A 15,774-nucleotide genomic window follows, 5' to 3' on the forward strand; every position below is an offset into this window, starting at 1 on the left:
TGGAAACGCGGGTCACACCCCTACTTGCCAGCTACACCATATGTACATAAGATGTAACTGAACCCGATCCGTGTCTACCCACCGGAAGCGAGCGAACATGACCGATGTCGACGAGACCGACGCCGGTGTCGGACCACCGGTCGACCCCGACGACGAACTGCGCGCCGCCATCCGCCGCGTCCTGACCCGCGCCCGCCGGTCGACCGGACACGGCGCGCAGGACGCGGCGTCCGACCCGACCGAGGAGCTGACGGAGGTCTTCCGCGCCGCCCTGGTCGACCAGCAGGACGCCATCCGCGCCGCCCTGGAGGAACTGGCGCACGAGAACCACCCCGACAACTGGCCCGGCGACCCGGCCGACCGGCTCGACCACGTCACCCTCCGGCGGATCTCGCGCCGCCTGCACACCCGGATGCTCACCCACCGGGTGGTGTCCCGGCCCCAGGAACACCACCTGCCCCGGTGGCGCGAATGGTGGTCCCTGCTCACCGGGCGTCCGCTCGTCGCCGCCTGCGGCGCGGAGCTGACCGACCACCGTCGGCCCGGCCCCGAGTGCGTGTGGTGCTCCGCCGGGCGCTCCCGCTTCGGCTTCCGGCGGGCCCGGTGAGCACCGCGACCACCGCCGACCGCGAACCCCAGGCCGGGCCGCCGCTCGACCTGCACCACTACGGCCACGACACCGGCGACCCGCTCACCGGCCTGCACCTGGTGCACGGCGGGCCCGGCACCGGGAAGTCCGCGCTGGCCCACCGGATCGCGCTGCGCCACGTCGACCTCGGCGTGCCCGTGTGGCTGGCCGGCGGCGGGACCGACGACGCGCCCCACCCCTGGAGCAGCCTGCCCACGCAGGCCCGCTGGAGCGACCCGGCCGCCGCGCTGCAAGCCGTGTTCGCCAAGATCCGCATCGACGGCGGGCCGCTCCTGCTGGTCGTCGACGAGGCCGGCACCGCCCTGTTCGAGGGCGACGCCGGGCACTGGACGCGCTACCTCGCCACGTGGGGGCGCGGCCAGCTCGTCGGCGCGGTGCTGCTCACCCGGCGCATGAACCAGGTGCCGCTGGAGACGCAGTCCGCCGCCGCCACCGTGACCGTGTGCCCCGACGGGCGTACGGCACGCCGACCGACCGCACCGACCGACAGGACAGGAGACGCCGAAGGATGAGCATCGAGGACCAGCACCGGCACGTGCCGGTGGATCCGGCGACGCACGGGCCGCCCGTCGCCGAGGAGGGCCGTCACCGGGCGCCGCTGCGCCCGCGGTTCGGACCGCCGCCGGTGGCGCCCGAAGGGATGCCGCTGGGCGTGCACGTCGTGTACGGGCCGAACGGCTGGGGTAAGACGCACCTGCTCGCCACCACGGCCGAACGGCTCGACCGCAACGCGCACCAGCGGCGGCTGCCGTGGCACGACCGCGTCGAGGTGTGGGCGTTCGACGGCCGCGGGCGGCCCCCGTCGTGGCGCGGCGAGCTCACGCAGCCGCCGCGCACGGCCTGGATCGACCTGGACGACCTGGTCGAGGAGCTGCGGCTGCGGCTGGTCCCGGAGCACCCGCGCGCCCACGCGCCGCTGCTGGTGCTGCTCGACCACCTCGACGTCGGCCGCGACGGACTTACCCGACCGTCGCTGCTCGGCACGCTGCTCGCCCTCACGGAGATGACAGCGCGCCCGATCGGCGTCATGGTGTGCACCCGGACGCTCGCCGCGTTCGGCGAGGGCCACGACGTGGACCTGCTGCTGGCGGGATCGACCCTTACCCAGGTCGCCCGCTTCTCCCTCGCAGCAGGTCGCTGACCGGACCTCACCCACCCACCCGTCCCGACGACCCGACCGCACAGGCACCGGCCGATTCCCCAACCCCTTTGCACGAGGAGAAGCACGTCGCCATGAGCGCTGCCCGAAACACGCGTCAGATCAAGTTCCTGGGCACCATGCCCGCCGAGTTCACCCCCGACCCGCGCAGCGCGATGCTGTGGGTCGCCGAGCACACCCCCGCCGAGCAGGCCGGCACCGTCGCGATGGTGTGCGACGTCAACCAGCAGTGGGTCGTCGAGCTGCTGGCCGCCTACGCCGACCGGCCCGGCCTGACCGTGCTGAGGTCGGGGCGGTTCTCCGACTACGAGGACTTCACCGCCTACGACGTCGCCCCCGGCCACACCCTCACCCCCGCCGACGTCGCCATGAACCGGCAGGACGAGATCCGCGAGCGCCTGACCATCTGGCGGGAGCTGCGCGCCACCCTGCCCGGCTGGGAGGACGTGCCGTTGCAGGTGTCGCAGCCGCACCCGCTGGACCTGGCCATGTTCACGTTCGCGCCGCGCACCGTCGCCAAGGGCCTGCCGGCGTGGCCGCTGCTGCGGCACTTCCCCGACGTGACGCGGGCGCTGCGGCACCTGCCGGTGTTCGAGAAGGCCGTCGCGGACGAGATGAACGAGCTGGCCGCCGAGTTCGGCAACGACCTGGTGTGGAACGTCGAGTCGCCGGTGGGGACGCTGGCCGTGGTGCGCGGCCAGTCCTTCGGCATGGCCGGCCTGTTCGGGCGCATGATCGGCGGCCTGCTGGCGCGCGGCATCGAGCCGATGCCGCTGACCGGCCGGCTGGACCTGCACCTGTGCTACGGCGACTACCGGCACCGGGAGCTACGCGCCCCGCGCAACCTGCGCGCCGCGGTGGCCCTGCTCAACCCGATCACCGAGCGGCTGCTGCGCACCCGGGGCAGTCTGCCCGTCGTGCACATCCCCGCCGCCTACGGCCACCACGACGCGCCGCTCGACCCCGCCTTCTACCGGCCGCTGGGCGAGCTGCACCCGGCGTGGCGGGTCGTCGCGGGCGTGGTGTCCGGGGTGTCCGGGCCCGAGCACAGCCTGCGGGCGCTGGAGAGGTTCGAGGACGGCCTGGGCGCCACCACCGTGGGCGTCGGCACCGCCTGCGGTCTGGGGCGCACCCCGTCCGACGACGTCGAGCGCATCATGCGCACCCAGGTCGTCGCCGCGCAGGCCGACCTGGCGCACGTCGTCATGCGCTGACCCGCGCCCCCGCCGGTCGGCCGGTCTCCCGCCGGCCGACCGGCACCCTTCCCGACCCTCACGGAACGGACCCCGCATGACCCACGACCAGGAGCAGCCCGCCCGGCCGCACGACGGGCAGGAACCGGCCCCGCGCGGCGTGCACCTGCCCGACGCGTTCTTCGACTGGCTGTTCTCCGACACCGAGGCCGACCCGGTGCCGCCCGGGATGCCCACCCGCGTGCACGTCGTCCACGGCCCCGCCGGAAGCGGCAAGACCCGGCTGCTGCGCGAGCACGCCGCCGCCCTGCACCGGCACGAGCTGCCCCGCCCGCCCGAGGTGTGGCTGTTCGACCCCCGCGACGACGGGACGCGGCAGGCGATGTCCGCCCACCCGCCGAGGGAGTGGGAAGACCTCGACACGCTCGTCCGGATGCTCAACGTGCACCTCGGCGGGCAGCCGAAGGGAACCCGCACGCCGCTGCTGGTGCTGCTGGACCACCTCGACCCCGGCCCCGGCGGGCTGGGCGGCCCGCGGCTGATCCGCACGCTGATCGACGTGAACGAGCGGTGGACGCACGCGCCGATCGGCGTCCTGCTCACCGTCCGCGACCTCGACGAGTTCGACGACACCGAGACGATGTCCCCGGTCCTGCTCGCCGGCTCCACCGTCACCGCGCTGGAGCCCCGCCCGGACGGCGCACCCGACTCCCCGACCCGATCGACGGTCCCGGCGGGCACGCCGCGACCGCTGGAGGCATGAACAGCATGGCCATGAGTTCCTTCGCCGACGCGCAGGCGTTCAACGACCTGATCCACTACCTGCTGGGCGACGACCACGACGAGAAGAAGGCCGAGGACGCCGCCGCGCACCTGGCGCACGTCTCCTACACCAAGCTCCAGGCCGGGGTCACCCCCGAGACGGTGCGCGCCCGCTGGGCGTCGCGCCCGCTCACCGGCCGCCGGTTCACCGACGGCACCCCCGTCCCCGCCACCGTGCCCGCAGACGGTGCGGACGGCACCGCTGCGCAGGTGACGGCATGAGCGACGACGGCACGATCGGCGGTTCCGCCCTGCGCGGCGGGAACTTCGACCTCGACGAGGTCGTGACGCGCGTGCAGCTGGCGGGCGCGCACCTCGCCGTCACCAAGGGCGCCTGGTATCCGTCGCCCGCGCTGCACCTGCCCGACGAGGACGCCACCGCGTTCACCGGACGGCTGATGCACTCCACCCACAGCCCCTACGACCACCGCCGCTACCGGTCGTGCGCGATCGGCGAGCACCGCTCGTGCACCGACCGCAGCAGCGGCCCGCAGCGCGGCTGCCAGTGCCCCTGCCACGCCGACGTCGGGGACGACGGGCTGCCGAAGGTGCCCGTCGCCGCAGTCGCCGCGCTGCGCCCGGCCTACTCGCTGCCCGACACCACCGTGCGGCGGGTGCTCGGCGTGGCGCTGCGCGAGCAGCGCGCGGGCCGGCTGCGCAGCCTGGAGGACCTGCGGATCGCCCTGGGCCACGAGTACGGCTCGTACGTCGCGGACGGGTTCGTGATCGACGTCGCCGCGATGCTGGAGTTCGGCCTGCGCCAGGGCGAGGAGGACGAGGCGGTGCGGGAGCAGATCCGCGACTGGCGACTGCTGGCCGAGGCCGCGCGCATCCGCTACGAGGTCGACGGCGACACCCCGATGCCCGGCGACCCGGCCCGGCCCGACCGGGAGTTGCCGCTCGTCGCCCCGCCCGTGCCCGAGCAGAACCTGGACGGCCGTTTCGGGGACCTGGTGCCCTCCGGGGTGCTGCTGGGCGACTACCGGGCCCGCCGCGACGACACGAACGACCGCAACCTCAGCGACTTCCCGTTCGGGCTGCTGTTCGTCGGCACCGGCGTCGCCAGCGTCGTGCTCGGCGCCCTGGAGCCGCGCGACCTGCTGTCGATCGCCGTGGGCGTGGCGCTGCTGCTGTTCGGCTGGGTGCTGCTGTCCCTGCACGCCAAGGCGTCCGGGCGGCGCGCCGAGCTGGAGAACTGGCGGGCCGCGCTGATCGCCTCCGGGGTGCCGGCCGACGCCGTCGACGCCCCCGCCGACCACGGACACCCCGAGGACGGGCATCCCGAGGACGACGACCCCGAGGACGACCGGCACGGACACGACCGGCACGAGCGGGTCGACGGGCGGGACGGGGACAACGACACCCTTGCGCCGGGCGAGCTGGACTTCCTGGTGTTCCACGACGAGCGGCACCGCGACGGGCAGGACCAGGACGAGCAGGGCGACGAGCGGACGGGAGAGCGGGCATGACCGGATCGGGCAACGCCGAGATCGACGACGTGGTGGCGCGCGTGCAGGCCGCGGGCGGCACGTCCGCCGCCGCCAGGGGCAGGTGGTACCCGGCGCAGCCGCCGCTGCTGCCGGACGAGGACGACGAGGGCGCCGTGCGGTACACCGCGAGGATGCTGCACCCCACGCACGGCCCCTACGACCACGCGCGGCTGCGGCAGTGCGCGACCTCCTACCACCTGGAGTGCCCGGACGCGGTGCGGCCGGACGCCGAGTGCGGGTGCCCGTGCCACCGCGAGCCGGCGACCACCCTGGAGGTGCCGTTCGAGACGCGGCGGCGGCTGTCGGCGATCTACTCGCTGCCTGCCGCCACCTCCGACCGGGTGCTGGGCGTGGTGCTGCACGCGTACCGGCGCGGCGAAGTGCGCACCCTGGAGGGGCTGCGGCGCGCGGTGTCGCAGGAGTACGCCAGCCCGATCCCGCTGTCGTTCGCCACCGACGTGGCGTTGACGCTGCACTCGGCGCTGGAGCACTGCGCGCCCGACGACGCCGCCGCGTTCCACGTGATGGTGGCCGCGGGCGGCGACCACCTCGGCACCCGTGCCGCCCCCGCCCCCCGGCCCGAGCCCGAGCCCGAGCCCGAGCCTGCCGGTGGTGAGTCGGCGTCGTCGGTGGAGGAGGCGTTGAGGAACATGACCGACGCCCTGGGTCCGTACTGGGACCGGGTGCAGGCGCTGACGCCGCGCGGTGCCGCCCGTCGACTCCGGCCGCCGCTGGTCGCGGCGGTCGTGGCGGCCGGAGCGCTGCTCGTCGGCGTCACGGTGCTGTCGGCGGCGTGCGCGGCCGGGGCGTCGCTGCTGGCGACGTGGGCGACCCGGTACGCGGTGCGCGGGGCGCGGGAGGCCGAGCTGTGGCACTGGCGGGCGTCGCTGCTGCGGTTGGGCGTCACCCCGGACGTGGTCGACATCAAGGGGCAGCCGGGGAAGCGGCCGGCGCGGATGCCCGAGGACGACGCCCTGATCGGCGGCCTGGGGTGAGCACGGCCGCGCGAGCCTGACCAGGCTCGTCGACGGGGTGGGAAGGCCCGGTCGCCGGTACGCCGGCGGCCGGGCCTTTCCCGTGTCCGAGGGGTGGCGTCGAGAACGGTCGGAACGGCCCGAAAATGGCTCTGACCTGCGAGTTTCGTAGATCACATCTCATGGCTACCTACATCATATGTACATATGATGTAGGTAATTCACCAACCCTCACCCCACCGGAAGGGCATCGACGTGGCCGACGAGAAGATGATCGACAGGATCGCCGCGCTGCTGGAGCTGGCCAAGGACAAGCGCACCCCCGAGCACGAGGCCCAGGCCGCCGGGCGCATGGCCGAGAAGCTGATGATCCGCCACGCCATCGACGTCACGGTGCTGGCCGCACGCGGCGGCCAGGTGGTCGAGGAGGAGATCGTCCAGGCGCGGGTCGAGCTGCCCTCCCCGTACGCCAAGGAGAAAGGCTTCCTGCTCGCCGCCGTCGCCCGCTACATCCAGTGCAAGACCGTGCTCGACACGAGCAACGGGTGGCGCCAGGGCGCCGGGGCGTGGCTGCACGGCTACGAGAGCGACGTGCGCCGCACGCAGATGCTCTACGCCTCGCTCGTCGCGCAGGCCATGCGCGGGCTGCTGGGCCAGCAGGCCAGGATCGGGGAGGACGTGGCCACGTTCCGCTCCAGTTGGCTGCTGGGGTTCACCGCCGAGGTCGCCGCGCGGTTGAAGGTGGCGCACGACGAGGGCGTGGCCGAGATCGAGGGCAACGGCGAGCGCGCCGCGCTGGCGGTCGCCGACCGCACCAGCCGGGTGCTGGCGTTCGTCACGAACCTGTACCCGGAGACCAAGCCGGTGTCCATCCGCAGCAGCGGGTCCGGCCGCGCCGCCGGCCGCCGCGCCGGGCGCACCGCCGACCTGGGCCAGCCGCGTGTGCAGGAGGCCAACCAGAAGTCCCTGACCTGACCGTCCGGGGGGTGCCGGAGCGCCCGGCACTCCCCGCTCAGAACCTACATATCATGTACATCATGTGTAGGATGCGGGTGGTCGTTCCCACCCGCACCGACCGAAAGGCGACACCTCGCATGGACGCCGTCCCCCCGCCCCACCCCGACCTGGTCGCCGAGGAGATCGTCGACCAGAACGCCGCCGACGCCGGCGAGCTGCTGGTCCTGCGGGACTACCGCACCCTCGACGGCCTCTCCACCCGCGTCGTCGTCGAACGCGACCCCGCCCCGCTGCGGCCGTGCGCCCGCGCCGAGTCGCACCTGCGGCTGCCCGGCGGCGAACTGGTGCCCCTCGCCCAGGACCCGGGCACCGACGAGCTCGCCGTGCTGCCCGAGGACCCGCAACTCGTCGTGCCCCGGATGCGCGAACTGGCCGACCGGCTGCGCGCCGCCGCGCTGCACGTCCTCGACGAGACGAACGAGGGCGTCGTCCGCGACGAGCTGCACCACCGGCCCGGCAACCCCGTCCAACAGCTGGTGCGCTACCGGCGCACCGGCGGCGTGCTGCGGCGCGTCACCGTGTCCCGCTCCGGGAACCGGTTCAACCCCGACCCGTGCCGCACCGTCGTCGAGGAGTTCGGCGCCGACCGGCGGTGGAGCACCCTGCACCGCATGATCGGCCTGACCGGCTGGCACGCGCGCACCGTCGACCACGCCGAGACCAATCGGCAGCTGCTGGCCGGGATCGCCGACCGCGTCCACGACGAGACGGTGGCCCGGTGAGCGCCGGCGGGTTGGCGACGTGCCCGTTCCCGCGCTGCGGCTACCTGCCCGCCGGTGTGTACGACCTCGGCGTGCACCTGGTCGAGGGCCGCGACGACGACGCCCACCGCGGGGTGTTCGAGGACCTGCCCGCCCGCCCGGCCGTGCCCGCGCCGCGCGCCGTGCCCGCCGGGTCGACCCCGAAGCGGGTCGTACTCGAGGTCGCCGCCGGGCAGCCGTCCCCGGTCGACCGGCTCGGCGTCGACGCCCGCGTGCACCGGCACGTCGAGGTGTCCGGCACCGAACTGGTCACCGAGATGCCGTGCTGCCCGCGCGATCCGTTCACCAAGCGTGCCGGGCGCAGCGTCCGCGTCCCCGTCGACGGGGCGGCCGACCGGGTGTGGTGGGCGCCGTGCCAGCTGCACCGGCTGCTGTGGGAGCTGGTCGTGGACCCCGAGGACTACGACGAGGGCTGGAAGGCCCGCTTCGACTGCGTCGACACCACCGCGCAGGTCGCCCTGTCCCGCACCTACAACACCGCCCTCTAAACCCCGACCCGACCGGCCCACCGGCCCCGCACGGGGCTCCGACGTCACGGAGACGACGTGAACGACACCCACACCACCCCGAACCCCTCCGGGCCCGTCCCGGCCGCCCCGGAGGACCCGCGGGTCACCCTGGTCCGCGAGTGGTTCGAGGACAACGTCGGCACCCACCAGGCCGCCGACGCCGCCACCTCGGCGGTGCTGGAGCTGATCCGCGTCCACCCCGAGGCGCTGGCCGCGGTGATGGGCGCGATCCACCGCCAGGACGAGCACGCCCTGGGCGAGGCGCCGCCGCCTCCGGTGTGGTTCGCCGGCGACCGGGCGGCGTGGCGCGGCCGGGCCGTGGAGGTGCGCGTGGCTCCCCCGTACGTGGCGGTGGCGCCGCTGCCCGACGACGACACGGTGGTGGCCGCGCACCCCGACGAGCTCGCGCCGCTGCCGCCCGACCACCGCGCGCGGTCGACGTCGTGATGCCCGATCCGCGCAGCGCCTGGCGCACCGCGTGCCGCGCCCCGCACGACGCCGCCGGACGCGCTGCCGGTGTGGCTGCCGACCTGATCGCGGACACCCCGGCCGAGTACGGGGCGAAGGGCGTGGAGCTGTTGGTCGAGGCGTCGTCGACCGGTTGTGCCACCTCGATCCCGCCTTCGACCGCTCACGGTTCGTGATCATGTGTGTGCCGATCGCACCGGTCCGGAGCACGCCCGATCAGGTGGCCTGTGACGCGCGTGAGTGATTCCGCACAAGCGGGCCGATGAGGTCTGGTCAAACTCGCCGACGATCATCTACCCTGACGCCTGATCGCCATATCACTTACATCATATGCAGGAGAGACCGATGGGAGCAGAGACGATGGCCGTCGAACGCCGCAAGACGACCGACGCGGCCGGCAACAAGCTGCCGTCCTTTCGGGCGCATGACCGGGGCGGGCGGATGCGGGTCCGCGTGGACGTGGAGTACATGTACACGCTCGAACAGGCCGCCCGCGCCCTGGCCCGGTCCAACGGCATCCCGGCGGACCGGATCGGCGTGCGCGGCATCCAGATCCAACTCAACCGCGCCGCCTCCCAGGGCGACATCGGGCGCAAGCGCGACAGCGACGACGAGGACCTGGTGCAGACCTACCGCGACCTGCTGTTGAGGCTGCGCGTGTTCCCGAGCGCCGACCAGCCGGAGGACGACGACCGGCCGGGTTCGCGGAAGGGCGCCAACCGGAAGAGTTCGCCGAAGGACGCCGACGAGCAGGGGTCGGCACAGGACTGAGACAGGCCGATCGGGTGACGTGTCCCGGTCGGCCTCTTTCGCCCCTTGTACCTCCATTATATGTAAGTATGATGTAAGTAGTACCTCCATGAGGCACACCGGATGAACCACCCTGGAGACGCGACCATGACCCAGTGCGGAGCAACCACCGACACCCGAGACGGCCTCGCCGTGTGCATCACCGAACTCGACGGCACCCGCAACCACCCCGGTCCCCACGACGACGGCCACGGCCTCACCTGGGCCGACCACGCCCACACCCCGTCGCTGCCCGACGACCTGTTCGACGTCCTGAGCAACGACGAGTTCCTGACCGAGGACGCGGGCCTGGACCCGCGCTCCGCGCTCAACCTGCTCATCGCCGAGCTGGGCCGCGAGGACCGGCCGTCGGTCACGATCCAGCGCCGGGAGCCGTGATGAGCCTCCACCACCAGCCCGAGAACGGCCCCGGCCCCGTGCTGGTCGACCACGACCCGCGCGGCGACCACGTCGTCACCGGCGTCTACGGCCTGGTCGACCTCGGCTTCGGCGCCCGCACCCATGTCGTGTTCGTGTGGGCGCAGGCCGCGCCCTACGTGGTGCGCGGTTTCTTCACCGACCCGCGCAACGGCGTGCACCGCACCTGGGACCTGGCGCGGCAGACGCTGTGCGACGGCAACGACGACCTCGACGCCGACGTGCGCGTCACCTGGGACGGCGACACGCTGCACCTCACGCTGTGCTCGCCGTCCGGGCGGGCCCGCCTGGACCTCGACAGCGCCTGGATCGGCCGGCTGCTGGCCGCCACCTACGACATCGTCCCGGTCGCCGCCGAGTGGGCCGGTGGCGACTTCCCGTTCGCCGTGCTCGCCGGCGAACCCGACCGCTCCGGCCACCGCCGGCCCGGTGACGCGACCGCCGGCGGCACGCCGACCGCGCCGGACCCGGACGACCTGCCCGCGCCGCCCGCCGACGTCGACCGCGACGAGCCGGGGCGGGACGCCGGGGGGTGCCGGTGGTGAAGGTCTCCACGCCCGCCGACGTCCTGGCCGCCGACATGGCGGTGGAGTGGATCCGCACCGCCGTCCACGAGGCCGGACACGCCGTCGCCCTGGCCGCGCTGGACCTGCCGCTGCACGAGGTGTGGGTGCGCCTGGAGCCGGTGACGAAGCTGTTCGGCGAGAACTCCTGGCGCGTGCGCGGCTGCGCCGAGGTCGCCCCCGGCGGCGGGCAGGTCGACGTCGAGGACGCCGACACCGACACGTGGATCGTGGCCACGATGGCGGGGCCGGAGGCCGAGGCGCGCTGGCGGATGCGGCAGGAGGGCGTGTGGTTCGCCTGCACCGCCCGCAGCCTGGTCGCCGCCTCCCCGTACGTGCGCGGCGACCTCGACGAGATCCGCGACCTGCTGGGCTCCCGGCACTCGACGCTGATCCGCGAGACCGCGCAGGCGCGCACCGCCGAGCTGCTGGGCCGACGGTGGATGGCGGTCGTCCGGGTGGGCCGCGCCCTGGCCGAGTCCGGCCGGCTGACCGCCGGTGACGTGCGGGGGCTGATGTGAGCCGCCACCACCGCGCCGAGGCCACAGGCCACGGGGACGGGTTCCCGGCCACCGTGGTCGCCGCCGACATGCAGGTCGAATGGGCGCGCACCGCGATGAACACCGCCGGGCACGCCGTCGCCCTGGCCGCACAGGACCTGCCGCTGCACGAGGCGTGGCTGCGACTGGAGGAGATGCCGCCGAGGTTCCGCGCCGGCACGTGGCGGGTCCTGGGCCGCGCCGAGGTCGCCCCCCGCCACGGCGAGGTCGACCTGGAGCCCGCCGACACCGACAAGTGGATCGTCGTCAACGGCGCGGGCCGCGAGGCCGAGGCGCGGTGGCGGGTGGAGATCGAGGGCGCCCGCCTGCTGTGGTGGGCGCGCCGCCTGGTGCACCGCTCCCCGTACGTGCAGAACACCCGCGACGAGGTGGAGCAGCTGCTCGCGCTGCCCGCCGCGACCCTCACCGCCGCGACCGCCCGCACGGCCACCCGCGCGTTCGTCGACGAGCACTGGGCGGCGATGAACCGCGTCGCGCACGCCCTGACCCGCGACGGCCGGCTCTCCGCCCGCCAGGTCCACGCCCTGACCCGGCCGGACGCCCCCGAACCGACCTGACCACCCCGACCCGAACCGACCAGGAGGAGCACCGTGGGACAGCGCACCAAGCCGTGGGCCGTGATCATCGACGACGAGCGCACCGAGTACCGCAGCAAGACCGCGGCGTACGCCGCGGTCAACCCGGCCCGCGACGCCGGACAGGCGGTGCGCGTCGAGGAGTGGGACAGCTCCCGCGACGAGTGGGCCCACTACGAGAGCCACAACATCGTCGGCGCCTGAGCGCCGGCACCTTCCCCAACCCGGAAGCGAGACCTACCCATGAACAGCACGCTCCGCGCGGCCGTCATCGGCACTGCCGCCGCTGCCGCCGTCGCCTGCGGCACCACCCCGGCGGGCACCACCCAGCCCGCCACCACCACGGCGTCCGTCGTGTGGCTCGCCGACGACGTCCTCACCGGCGAAGGCGTCACCTCCCTGACGTGCGAGTCGTCCACCGACCAGGACTACGAGCGGGTCGTCCTGGTCCCCGTCGGCGAGACCACCCCGGCCGAGGGCGAGCCGTGCCCGGCCGGCTGGGTCGAGCTGCGCGGCCCGCACCGGCAGACCCTCGACGAGAAGAAGGCCGAGTCCGGCCGGCCCGCCCGCCCCGCCACCACCACCACGACGAAGCCCGCCGCCGGCGCGACCACCACGACCACGACCCGGGCCGGGCGGCCCACGACCAGCACGCCGCCGGCTTCCCGGTCGGCGCGGCCGACGACATGACCGGGCACCGCGTGGACGACCACGCCTACGCGCACCGCGGGCAGCCGCACCACCTGCTCGTCGCCGACGACGCGCTCACCGTCGGCGACGTGCTGCCCGAGTTCGGCGACGACGACCAGCCCCACGCCGCGACCCGCGACCCGCGCGCCCTGCCGGTGACCGAGTCGCTGGAGACCCGGGTCGACGACCTCGGACTGCCCGCGCTGCTGTTCGGCGCGGCCGGACAGCCCTCCGTGCGCATCGCCCTGGTCGACCCGGTCGGCACCGTCCGTCCGCACGCCACGCTGTGCTGGCCCGAGAACCAGGAGGAGCCGCCCGACCGCAGGCTCGTCGACGACCCGGCCACCCCGCTGGGCGCGTCCGGCGGATGGCGGATCACCGGGTTCCTGCCCGACCTGGCGCCGCTGCTCGGTCCGCAGGCCGAGCGGATCGTCGACCTGGTGCGGCAGCGGCAGGCCGGGAAGGGCCACCACCCGTTCTACCGGCGCGTCCTGGACGTCGAGTGGGAGGAGCTGGGCGCCGGGTACGCGACCGCGCTGCTGGACACCGCCGTGCGGGCGCTGCACGCCCGCGGCCTGCCCGGCGGGTGGTGGGCGTCGAACCTGCCCGCCACCGAGTGGAACCTGGAGGTCGTCGCCCTGGCCGCGCGCGACCTGATCGGCTCGGTGATGTCCGTCCCCAGGTGGAACCAGGACGCCTACGACGACATGACCCGCGCCTGGTGGATGCCGTTCGGGCCGCTGCATCCCGACGACGCGCCGCCGCGCACCCGGGCCGCCGCGCTCGCCGCCCTCCGGGCGGTCGGCTGCGGGAAGGCGGGGTAGCCGTGGGGCTCACACCGATCTCGTGGGCCGGGCAGACGTGGAACTACCCGGCCAGCGGCTGCACCAAGGTCTCCGAAGGCTGCCGCTTCTGCTACATCGAGAAGACGACGCCGTTCCGGGTGCAGCACATCCGGTTCGACGACCCCGGCGACGGCCGCATGGTCGGCGCGACCACCGGCGTCACCATCCACCCCGACCGGCAGCTGGCGCCGTTCGGCGTGGCCGAGCCGACCCGCTGGTTCGTCAACTCCATGTCCGACCTGTACCACCGCGAGATCGGCGTCGAGTGGATCGCGCGGGCCTTCGCCGTCATGGCGATGACCCCGCACCACACGTACCTGACGCTGACCAAGCGGCCGGCGCGGCAGCGGGCGCTGCTGCGGTCGCACCGGTTCGTCGCCCTGGTCGCCCGCATGATGGGCGAGCTGGCCGCGGTGCGCAAGGTCGCCAAGGGGATCGCCGCCGGCCGCTACCGCACCGACCTGGTGTGGCCGCTGCGCAACCTGCACGTCGGGGTGTCGGTGGAGGACCGCAAGTCCGCCGACGAGCGGCTGCCTGCGCTGCTGGACACGCCCGGCGAGGTGCTGTGGGCGTCGTTCGAGCCGCTGCTGGAAGAAGTCGACCTGGCCGACGTGCGGCACCGCGAGGGCGAACCGGCGCTCGACGTGTTCGGGCGCGGCCTGGCGTGGGGCGTGATCGGCGGCGAGTCCGGCGCGCTCGACGTGGTGCGCGGCATGGAGCAGGCGTGGGCGGACCGGCTGCTCGCGCAGTACGCCGCCGCCGGGGCGCCGGTGTTCTACAAGCAGACCGGCACCGTCCTGGCCCGCCAGTGGGGTCTCAAGGACCGCAAGGGCGAGGACCCGGCCGAGTGGCCGCACCCGTACCCGAGGCAGTACCCGCACCTCGCGCTCGCGTCCTGAGCGCACCCATCCCCGTGTTGCGCGGGGTCCGGCCGCCACGTCTTGGCGGGCACAGCGGCCGGACCCCGACCCGGAACTCCCGAAGGAGCCACACCAGTGTCCACCACCACCGGCACCGCGACCCGCCGTCGGCGCGTCGCCCCCGGCCCGATCACCCGGTTCGTCCCGCGCGCCGCGCCGGTCAGCGACGAGGAGGCGCTCCGCGCCTGCGCCTGCCGCTGCCGCACGGTGCGCGGCACCCACACCGTCGGCGACTGCGAGGACCACCGCGCCGGCATCATCGGCCGCTGATCCGCCACCCCCGACCCGAGCAGAGCAGGAGCGATCCCGTGAACGACCTCAACCCCGACGACGAACCGGCCAACCTGTACGTCGACACCCTCGGCAACTCCGTGCCCGAGACCGGCCAGGAGCACTACGAGCAGTCGATGCGGCTGCTGCACGACGCGCCCGCGAGCGGCGACACCACCAACATGCTCATCGCCTCCCTGGTCCACATGGTCGGCGCGCTGGCCAAGCACCACGGCGCCGACCGGCCGGACGGCCCGTACCTCGCCTGACCACGAATCGCCCGTCACCACCACTCCAGCCGGGCACCTCCGCCCGGCCCACACCCTCAGGAGCACCCGTGCCACCCACCGACCGACCCACCGACGAATTCACCGTGCTGACCGCGTTCGACGTCGCCGCCGACCTCGCCGCAGGTCTGCGCGACGGCCACCAGCCGCCCGGCATCGCCTACAGCGTCGACGTCGGCCTGGACCACGCGATGGTGACCGTGCGCGCCGACGACGACCCCGGGACCGGCCGCCGGCGGCGGTTCGGGATCTTCGTGCAGGAACTCGACGAGGACGACCTCGCGATCGGCCCGGTGGTCGAGCGGGTCGTGTCGCCCGGGGCGCCCGACGACGAGCCGGACGTGCCGCCCGCGCACGAGCTGCTGGGGCGCATCGTCCGCGCCCTCGACCTCGCCCTGGAGCACCAGCACTACCGGGGCGCGGCGCTCACCGCGGACCAGAAGGACTTCGTCATCGACCGCATGGTGCGGATGCTGGCCGAGGCCGAGTACCCCGCGTTCGTCGACCTCGCCCGCAGCGGGTTCGGCGGCTGGAACGAGGGCCGGCCGCCGCGCCCGATCGGCCGCGACGACGTCGACCCGGGCGAGGCCCGCAGGACGATGCGCGTGGCGCACGTCAACGGCACCCCGGTCGTGGAGTGGGACCTGTCGAGGTTCGGGCCCGACCTGGCGCTGATGCTCACCGCGGACGAGGCGCGCAGCGCGGCGGCCGGGCTCGCCGAGGAGGCCGCGTCGGCGGACCGGATGCCCGCCGCCCTGCCGTAGCGACACGCGTTCCCGCTGGTCACGGGGCCGA

The 15,774-nt window shown here is 74.3% G+C and carries 25 protein-coding genes; all 25 read left to right on the forward strand.

Going from position 1 to position 15,774, the window contains the following annotated elements:
- The first annotated feature begins 97 nt into the window (after positions 1 to 97).
- The 25 genes from AB0F89_RS38685 (at position 98) to AB0F89_RS38805 (ending at position 15,743) form a co-directional block, all read left to right on the forward strand.
- Positions 98 to 607 carry a hypothetical protein gene (locus AB0F89_RS38685; protein ID WP_367139486.1) on the forward strand — a complete coding sequence of 170 codons (510 nt, stop codon included), beginning with the start codon at positions 98 to 100 and terminating at the stop codon, positions 605 to 607.
- Positions 604 to 1,161 (forward strand): ATP-binding protein, encoded by a 558-nt coding sequence (locus tag AB0F89_RS38690; protein ID WP_367139488.1) that lies wholly within the window; start codon positions 604 to 606, stop codon positions 1,159 to 1,161. Before AB0F89_RS38685 ends, AB0F89_RS38690 begins: the two co-directional genes overlap by 4 nt.
- A complete protein-coding gene (locus AB0F89_RS38695) occupies positions 1,158 to 1,790 on the forward strand; it encodes a hypothetical protein (RefSeq protein WP_367139490.1) in 633 nt (210 codons plus the stop codon). The genes AB0F89_RS38690 and AB0F89_RS38695 overlap by 4 nt, the downstream gene beginning before the upstream one ends.
- A gap of 92 nt (positions 1,791 to 1,882) precedes the next feature.
- Positions 1,883 to 3,022, forward strand: a complete 1,140-nt coding sequence (locus AB0F89_RS38700; RefSeq protein WP_367139492.1) for a hypothetical protein — start codon at positions 1,883 to 1,885, stop codon at positions 3,020 to 3,022.
- Positions 3,023 to 3,098: 76 nt separating this feature from the next.
- Complete coding sequence (locus tag AB0F89_RS38705; protein WP_367139494.1) at positions 3,099 to 3,764, forward strand: ATP-binding protein; 666 nt, start codon at positions 3,099 to 3,101, stop codon at positions 3,762 to 3,764.
- Complete coding sequence (locus AB0F89_RS38710; RefSeq protein WP_367139495.1) at positions 3,761 to 4,045, forward strand: hypothetical protein; 285 nt, start codon at positions 3,761 to 3,763, stop codon at positions 4,043 to 4,045. Before AB0F89_RS38705 ends, AB0F89_RS38710 begins: the two co-directional genes overlap by 4 nt.
- Positions 4,042 to 5,292, forward strand: coding sequence for a SoxR reducing system RseC family protein (locus tag AB0F89_RS38715; RefSeq protein WP_367139497.1), 1,251 nt, complete (start codon positions 4,042 to 4,044; stop codon positions 5,290 to 5,292). Before AB0F89_RS38710 ends, AB0F89_RS38715 begins: the two co-directional genes overlap by 4 nt.
- Complete coding sequence (locus AB0F89_RS38720; protein ID WP_367139499.1) at positions 5,289 to 6,308, forward strand: hypothetical protein; 1,020 nt, start codon at positions 5,289 to 5,291, stop codon at positions 6,306 to 6,308. The genes AB0F89_RS38715 and AB0F89_RS38720 overlap by 4 nt, the downstream gene beginning before the upstream one ends.
- Positions 6,309 to 6,542: 234 nt before the next feature.
- Entirely contained in the window at positions 6,543 to 7,262 is a 720-nt protein-coding gene (locus tag AB0F89_RS38725; RefSeq protein WP_367139501.1) for a DUF2786 domain-containing protein, read from the forward strand.
- A gap of 119 nt (positions 7,263 to 7,381) precedes the next feature.
- A complete protein-coding gene (locus tag AB0F89_RS38730; protein ID WP_367139503.1) occupies positions 7,382 to 8,026 on the forward strand; it encodes a hypothetical protein in 645 nt (214 codons plus the stop codon).
- The gene (locus tag AB0F89_RS38735) at positions 8,023 to 8,553 is read left to right on the forward strand and encodes a hypothetical protein (RefSeq protein ID WP_367139505.1); all 531 of its coding nucleotides are present in this window, start codon (positions 8,023 to 8,025) and stop codon (positions 8,551 to 8,553) included. Before AB0F89_RS38730 ends, AB0F89_RS38735 begins: the two co-directional genes overlap by 4 nt.
- A gap of 57 nt (positions 8,554 to 8,610) precedes the next feature.
- Complete coding sequence (locus AB0F89_RS38740) at positions 8,611 to 9,021, forward strand: hypothetical protein (protein ID WP_367139507.1); 411 nt, start codon at positions 8,611 to 8,613, stop codon at positions 9,019 to 9,021.
- Entirely contained in the window at positions 9,021 to 9,218 is a 198-nt protein-coding gene (locus tag AB0F89_RS38745) for a hypothetical protein (RefSeq protein WP_367139509.1), read from the forward strand. Before AB0F89_RS38740 ends, AB0F89_RS38745 begins: the two co-directional genes overlap by 1 nt.
- Before the next feature lie 169 nt (positions 9,219 to 9,387).
- Complete coding sequence (locus AB0F89_RS38750; RefSeq protein WP_367139511.1) at positions 9,388 to 9,813, forward strand: hypothetical protein; 426 nt, start codon at positions 9,388 to 9,390, stop codon at positions 9,811 to 9,813.
- A 102-nt stretch (positions 9,814 to 9,915) separates the two neighbouring features.
- Positions 9,916 to 10,230: a hypothetical protein gene (locus tag AB0F89_RS38755; protein WP_367139512.1), complete on the forward strand. Its 315-nt coding sequence runs from the start codon at positions 9,916 to 9,918 to the stop codon at positions 10,228 to 10,230.
- The gene (locus tag AB0F89_RS38760) at positions 10,230 to 10,814 is read left to right on the forward strand and encodes an SsgA family sporulation/cell division regulator (RefSeq protein ID WP_367139514.1); all 585 of its coding nucleotides are present in this window, start codon (positions 10,230 to 10,232) and stop codon (positions 10,812 to 10,814) included. Before AB0F89_RS38755 ends, AB0F89_RS38760 begins: the two co-directional genes overlap by 1 nt.
- The gene (locus AB0F89_RS38765) at positions 10,811 to 11,353 is read left to right on the forward strand and encodes a hypothetical protein (RefSeq protein ID WP_367139516.1); all 543 of its coding nucleotides are present in this window, start codon (positions 10,811 to 10,813) and stop codon (positions 11,351 to 11,353) included. Before AB0F89_RS38760 ends, AB0F89_RS38765 begins: the two co-directional genes overlap by 4 nt.
- Positions 11,350 to 11,949, forward strand: a complete 600-nt coding sequence (locus AB0F89_RS38770) for a hypothetical protein (protein WP_367139518.1) — start codon at positions 11,350 to 11,352, stop codon at positions 11,947 to 11,949. Before AB0F89_RS38765 ends, AB0F89_RS38770 begins: the two co-directional genes overlap by 4 nt.
- 33 nt (positions 11,950 to 11,982) lie before the next feature.
- Positions 11,983 to 12,171, forward strand: a complete 189-nt coding sequence (locus AB0F89_RS38775; RefSeq protein WP_367139520.1) for a hypothetical protein — start codon at positions 11,983 to 11,985, stop codon at positions 12,169 to 12,171.
- A 39-nt stretch (positions 12,172 to 12,210) separates the two neighbouring features.
- Positions 12,211 to 12,657 (forward strand): hypothetical protein, encoded by a 447-nt coding sequence (locus AB0F89_RS38780; RefSeq protein WP_367139522.1) that lies wholly within the window; start codon positions 12,211 to 12,213, stop codon positions 12,655 to 12,657.
- On the forward strand, positions 12,654 to 13,481 hold the full coding sequence (locus tag AB0F89_RS38785) for a hypothetical protein (protein WP_367139524.1): 828 nt from the start codon (positions 12,654 to 12,656) through the stop codon (positions 13,479 to 13,481). The genes AB0F89_RS38780 and AB0F89_RS38785 overlap by 4 nt, the downstream gene beginning before the upstream one ends.
- 2 nt (positions 13,482 to 13,483) lie before the next feature.
- Positions 13,484 to 14,401 (forward strand): DUF5131 family protein, encoded by a 918-nt coding sequence (locus tag AB0F89_RS38790; protein WP_367139526.1) that lies wholly within the window; start codon positions 13,484 to 13,486, stop codon positions 14,399 to 14,401.
- 96 nt (positions 14,402 to 14,497) lie between these two features.
- Positions 14,498 to 14,692: a hypothetical protein gene (locus AB0F89_RS38795; RefSeq protein ID WP_367139528.1), complete on the forward strand. Its 195-nt coding sequence runs from the start codon at positions 14,498 to 14,500 to the stop codon at positions 14,690 to 14,692.
- A 38-nt stretch (positions 14,693 to 14,730) separates the two neighbouring features.
- A complete protein-coding gene (locus AB0F89_RS38800; RefSeq protein ID WP_367139530.1) occupies positions 14,731 to 14,961 on the forward strand; it encodes a hypothetical protein in 231 nt (76 codons plus the stop codon).
- Between the two features lie 68 nt (positions 14,962 to 15,029).
- Entirely contained in the window at positions 15,030 to 15,743 is a 714-nt protein-coding gene (locus tag AB0F89_RS38805) for a hypothetical protein (protein WP_367139531.1), read from the forward strand.
- The last annotated feature ends 31 nt before the right edge of the window (positions 15,744 to 15,774 follow it).

It is taken from the genome of Saccharothrix sp. HUAS TT1 (assembly GCF_040744945.1).
In the GTDB taxonomy this organism is placed as follows: domain Bacteria; phylum Actinomycetota; class Actinomycetes; order Mycobacteriales; family Pseudonocardiaceae; genus Actinosynnema.

What these genes read in the sequence shown, in the direction of transcription:
- AB0F89_RS38685 (WP_367139486.1), top strand. Translation starts at nt 98, where the DNA reads ATGACCGATGTCGACGAGACCGACGCCGGTGTCGGACCACCGGTCGAC.
- AB0F89_RS38695 (WP_367139490.1), top strand. Translation starts at nt 1,158, where the DNA reads ATGAGCATCGAGGACCAGCACCGGCACGTGCCGGTGGATCCGGCGACG.
- AB0F89_RS38700 (WP_367139492.1), top strand. Translation starts at nt 1,883, where the DNA reads ATGAGCGCTGCCCGAAACACGCGTCAGATCAAGTTCCTGGGCACCATG.
- AB0F89_RS38705 (WP_367139494.1), top strand. Translation starts at nt 3,099, where the DNA reads ATGACCCACGACCAGGAGCAGCCCGCCCGGCCGCACGACGGGCAGGAA.
- AB0F89_RS38710 (WP_367139495.1), top strand. Translation starts at nt 3,761, where the DNA reads ATGAACAGCATGGCCATGAGTTCCTTCGCCGACGCGCAGGCGTTCAAC.
- AB0F89_RS38715 (WP_367139497.1), top strand. Translation starts at nt 4,042, where the DNA reads ATGAGCGACGACGGCACGATCGGCGGTTCCGCCCTGCGCGGCGGGAAC.
- AB0F89_RS38720 (WP_367139499.1), top strand. Translation starts at nt 5,289, where the DNA reads ATGACCGGATCGGGCAACGCCGAGATCGACGACGTGGTGGCGCGCGTG.
- AB0F89_RS38730 (WP_367139503.1), top strand. Translation starts at nt 7,382, where the DNA reads ATGGACGCCGTCCCCCCGCCCCACCCCGACCTGGTCGCCGAGGAGATC.
- AB0F89_RS38745 (WP_367139509.1), top strand. Translation starts at nt 9,021, where the DNA reads ATGCCCGATCCGCGCAGCGCCTGGCGCACCGCGTGCCGCGCCCCGCAC.
- AB0F89_RS38750 (WP_367139511.1), top strand. Translation starts at nt 9,388, where the DNA reads ATGGGAGCAGAGACGATGGCCGTCGAACGCCGCAAGACGACCGACGCG.
- AB0F89_RS38755 (WP_367139512.1), top strand. Translation starts at nt 9,916, where the DNA reads ATGAACCACCCTGGAGACGCGACCATGACCCAGTGCGGAGCAACCACC.
- AB0F89_RS38760 (WP_367139514.1), top strand. Translation starts at nt 10,230, where the DNA reads ATGAGCCTCCACCACCAGCCCGAGAACGGCCCCGGCCCCGTGCTGGTC.
- AB0F89_RS38780 (WP_367139522.1), top strand. Translation starts at nt 12,211, where the DNA reads ATGAACAGCACGCTCCGCGCGGCCGTCATCGGCACTGCCGCCGCTGCC.
- AB0F89_RS38785 (WP_367139524.1), top strand. Translation starts at nt 12,654, where the DNA reads ATGACCGGGCACCGCGTGGACGACCACGCCTACGCGCACCGCGGGCAG.